At 58.5% G+C, this 3,790-nt stretch carries 4 protein-coding genes; 3 read left to right on the forward strand and 1 reads right to left on the reverse strand.

Annotated features, from left to right (window positions below):
• The first annotated feature begins 526 nt into the window (after window positions 1-526).
• Window positions 527-829 (forward strand): plasmid stabilization protein, encoded by a 303-nt coding sequence (locus FS320_RS39815; RefSeq protein ID WP_114947290.1) that lies wholly within the window; start codon window positions 527-529, stop codon window positions 827-829.
• Between the two features lie 228 nt (window positions 830-1,057).
• On the opposite strand, the gene FS320_RS39820 is transcribed toward FS320_RS39815, so the two are convergent.
• The gene (locus FS320_RS39820; protein WP_152717948.1) at window positions 1,058-1,591 is read right to left on the reverse strand and encodes a metallophosphoesterase family protein; all 534 of its coding nucleotides are present in this window, start codon (window positions 1,589-1,591) and stop codon (window positions 1,058-1,060) included.
• Between the two features lie 858 nt (window positions 1,592-2,449).
• On the opposite strand from FS320_RS39820, the gene FS320_RS39825 reads away from it, so the two are divergent.
• Complete coding sequence (locus tag FS320_RS39825) at window positions 2,450-2,992, forward strand: CarD family transcriptional regulator (protein ID WP_152717950.1); 543 nt, start codon at window positions 2,450-2,452, stop codon at window positions 2,990-2,992.
• Window positions 2,993-3,025: 33 nt separating this feature from the next.
• Window positions 3,026-3,580 (forward strand): hypothetical protein, encoded by a 555-nt coding sequence (locus tag FS320_RS39830; protein WP_152717952.1) that lies wholly within the window; start codon window positions 3,026-3,028, stop codon window positions 3,578-3,580.
• Window positions 3,581-3,790 lie beyond the last annotated feature (210 nt).

Here is a 3,790-nt window from a genome sequence, read left to right on the forward strand (position 1 = left end):
CTCCCCGCGCCGCCAATGCCTTGATAGTCATGCGAGCCTCCTGATCGAGCCGGCTCATGCGCTCCTCCGTGTCGTCCCGTGACACGGTAGGTCGACTTCAACCGGAGGCGACATCTCGTAAATCTGGCCGTCGCCTTACTCACACATTCGCGCGTCGCGCTACAGACGACGAGGCCGAGACCTCTTCCCGTCCAGAACTGGCTTTGGCTGCCTGACAGCTTCTGAGGATGCACCACACAGTCCACGAGCCGTGAACGTTGGCTCAATCCTGTATCATGAAATCCCTCTAATCGGCTGGCTGCTACAGTCCAAACGCCCGGAAAGAGGAAGAGGCGGCGGCCACGTGCTTGAGAACTCAAGCGCATGGGCGAGCGCTAGACCCGCCCCACCGGCAGCCAGCCCGATGCTAGTGACCTGCAGCGCCCGCATAGATTGAGGTCTGAAGCAACGCGAGCACCCATGCCAACAGGAACTGCTATCGCGGATTTCGCGTTCCCATCCTTAGTGAAGCTTAAGGAGTTGGTTCATGCCCCGCGGTGACAAGTCCAGCTATACCGAGAAACAGAAGCGCCAAGCTGAGCACATCGAAGAAGGCTACGAGAAGCGTGGCGTTCCAGAGAAGGAAGCCGAAAAGCGCGCCTGGGCGACCGTCAACAAAGAGACTGGAGGTGGCAACAAGAGCGGCTCCGGCCGTGGCAAGGCGGACACTAACACGTCATCGAAAAAGGGTGGCGCTCGTGGCGGAGCAGCCTCGGCCGCACGTCCTGCCGCTGCCCGTTCAGCCTCTGCGAAAAAGGCGGCAGCCACCCGCAAGCGGAATGCCAGCTGACAAGAACGGCCTCTCCTGAACAGCGCTGATTGGTCAGGAGGCTGATGGCTTGGACTCTACGCAGCCATCAGCATGACTTCAGGTTGAGCATAGTAGGCCACTTCCGCCCCAAATTCTGGGCGGGCCAAGGCCTCGGCCCCCTCGCAGGCGAGCACGCTTTGATTGGCGGCGTCAGGAGGGGGTGCCGCCAATCGTCTGGAGCCTGTTTTAGTCACCGGCTCTCGTTTCCTACCCGTGGTGGATGCCATAGCTTTCAAGCAGGCCAAGCGCATACAGCCGCTCCTTCACCTCCGCCAGTACGACCGGCCGATAGTCCCAGACGTTCGTCCCCACATCATGGGAGCGCCCTTGCGGAGGCAGGGAACCGTGGGAATGACCGAACAGATGGAAGGCTCCATAATGAGCCTTGTTCCAGACCCGGTGCCCATAATGGCTCAGGACGACAAAGTCTTGCCCGTCCCGGATCTCCGCGTACGGCTGCGACGAAACCCACTCCGGCAAGCGCTTCACGGTTGAATGATCGTGATTACCCCACACGAAATGCTTCTGGCCGTTGAGACGGGCAAGGATCGCTGCGGCATGCTGGCCCGTGCCCCACACGAAGTCGCCCAGGTGCCACACGGTGTCGGTCGGCCGGACGCGCTGGTTCCAGCGCCGGATGATCTCCTCCTCCATCTCCTCGACCGTGATGAAGGGGCGGCGGTCAAAGTGCAGAACGGCCTTATGCCGGAAATGGGTATCGCTCGTGTAGAAAATGGTCATTGCTCGCTTTCTCGAAGGTGCGCTGATCCGCGCCTGACAAGAGGGCGGACAGGATCATGGCTGTGCGGGACGCCGCGGGCAGGGCGCATGCGCCCCGAGAATGTTCAGCGGGGACGCTTCACCAGGCGCGCGGCGCCACTGTTCGAGCGAGACGAGTGGATGTCGGGCGCACGACGGGCATGACGGGGCCAGGAACGCCCTCGCTCATGATTGCCGCCATTCTCTGCACGCCAGTTCTCCCCGGTTCCGGGACCGAGGCGATTATCTGCAAATTTTCCGTAATTTCAATGCCGATCAGGAGACCAACATGCCGGGCAAGCGCAGGAAATCACCGCCGGAACATCCTATCGAGAGGCTTCTCCGGGCGGTCAGGACGATAGGACAATTGGAGATCATTGCTGGCATCGACCGATCGCCGGAAGGCAGAAAAGCCTTCTGGGACGACTACAAACACATCAATCCGCCAGGAGCCAGTCTCGATGCCGGCTGTCAGGAACTTCGCCGCCGAGCCCGACAGAGGGCAGGGCTCAAGCCGCCCTTTTCTGGCTTGAAACCAATGCCGCTCTCGTAAACGGAGCGTTAACTAAAAGCATATTACTGTTTTCGAATTGTATCTAAGCCGCGCCATCAAGTCTCTTAGAATGAGACTGCGCCGCAGCAGCTCCAGCGTAGCTAGCGTAAACCATCGTTGAACTTCCCGCTTGCACAGCCACGGTGGGAATCCGATATGCGGGAACCGCGCCAAAGATATCGAGTTCACATCATCTACGCTCCCTACCGGGCGTGGGGAATTCGACGTCTGCGACACAGATCGGCTCAGCATTAGAACCGTCTGTAGCTCAAGGAGATCATTTCTAAATGACGACGAAGAACAACGCTCTGACCTTCCAGACTGGCGAAGCAGTCGTCTATCCGAGCCACGGCGTCGGTCTGATCACAGGAGTTGAGGAGCAAGAGATCGCTGGATTCAAGCTTAAGCTTCTCGTGATCACTTTCGACTCTGGGAAACTCACGGTTCGCATTCCTCTCGCAAAGGCGAAAAGCAGCGGCTTGAGGAAGTTGTCAGAGCCGGCTGTCGTCAAGGAAGCAATCGAGATCCTGAGTGGAAAGGCTCGCGCCAAGCGCGGCATGTGGAACCGCCGTGCGGCGGATTTTCAGGAGCGCATGGGAACAGGGCAGCTGACCGCCATCGCTGAGGTTCTGCGGGATCTAAACCGAGGTCCGCAGGAAGAAGCATCTTACAGCGAGCGGCAGATCTTCGAGAGTGCTCTGGACCTTATGATCAAGGAAGTCGCAGCGGTGAACCAAATCACTGACCCGGAAGCCCGCAAGCTCATTGAGCAGAGCTTGGCCAGCGCTCCCCGTCCCAGCAAATCGGCAGATAACGAAGCAGCCGCATAGTCGCATCGGCAAAGATGGGGCGGAAACGGTCTGATGAAGGTATTGCTGACTGCGATCGTGATGATGTCGTTGTCCTATGTCTTCGATAATATCGCATCCTTCCTCATCAGCGGTGGGTTTCTGTTTCATGTCATCGCAGTTCCGGCAATTGAAGAGAGCGCCCGCTACTATGCCGCTAGCCGCTTCTGCTGGGTCGCCCCACCCGGCAAGGCAGCCCTGATCGGCCTTCTGATCGGACTATTAGAGATTGGAACGAAGACCTTTGAGGTCGCTCTATTCGGACCAGGGCCGTTCGAGCCGGTACCGGCGCTAGTCTTCGCTTCAATCTCGATCCCAATTCATCTGGCGCTCTCGCTCGCTTTCTACGCCATCTGGTCAGGCCGTTGGCTCAAGCTTGTGCTTCTCCATGCTCTGATCAACGGTATCGGATACACAACAGGCGTCCACATGATGGGCCGAGCGACGGTGCTCGAGTACGTTGTGATGGCTGGTAGTCTCATCACAGGGCTTTGTATGGTGATAAGCCTCATCGCCGTTTGGCGCATGAAAACCCGACGATTTCCTCAACGCGATCTCTCATCCCAATGATCTAGCCGTTCTTATGCATGGGAAGGTTGATGAAGGCTGGCGAGTGTAGCTTAAGCACTTGAAGCAGCGTAGGATTTGGTTGTTGAGACTAATCCCTGCCACCAATTGCCCTGTGCCACACTCGCCATGCCGGACGATACACCTGCCACCTTCCCGTTTCCAGCCGTTGGCCGCAAGAAGATCACCGCTGCTTTCGACGGTGGGCGCCTG

Origin of the sequence: Microvirga tunisiensis, from assembly GCF_009296175.1 — a bacterium.
GTDB lineage: Bacteria > Pseudomonadota > Alphaproteobacteria > Rhizobiales > Beijerinckiaceae > Microvirga > Microvirga tunisiensis.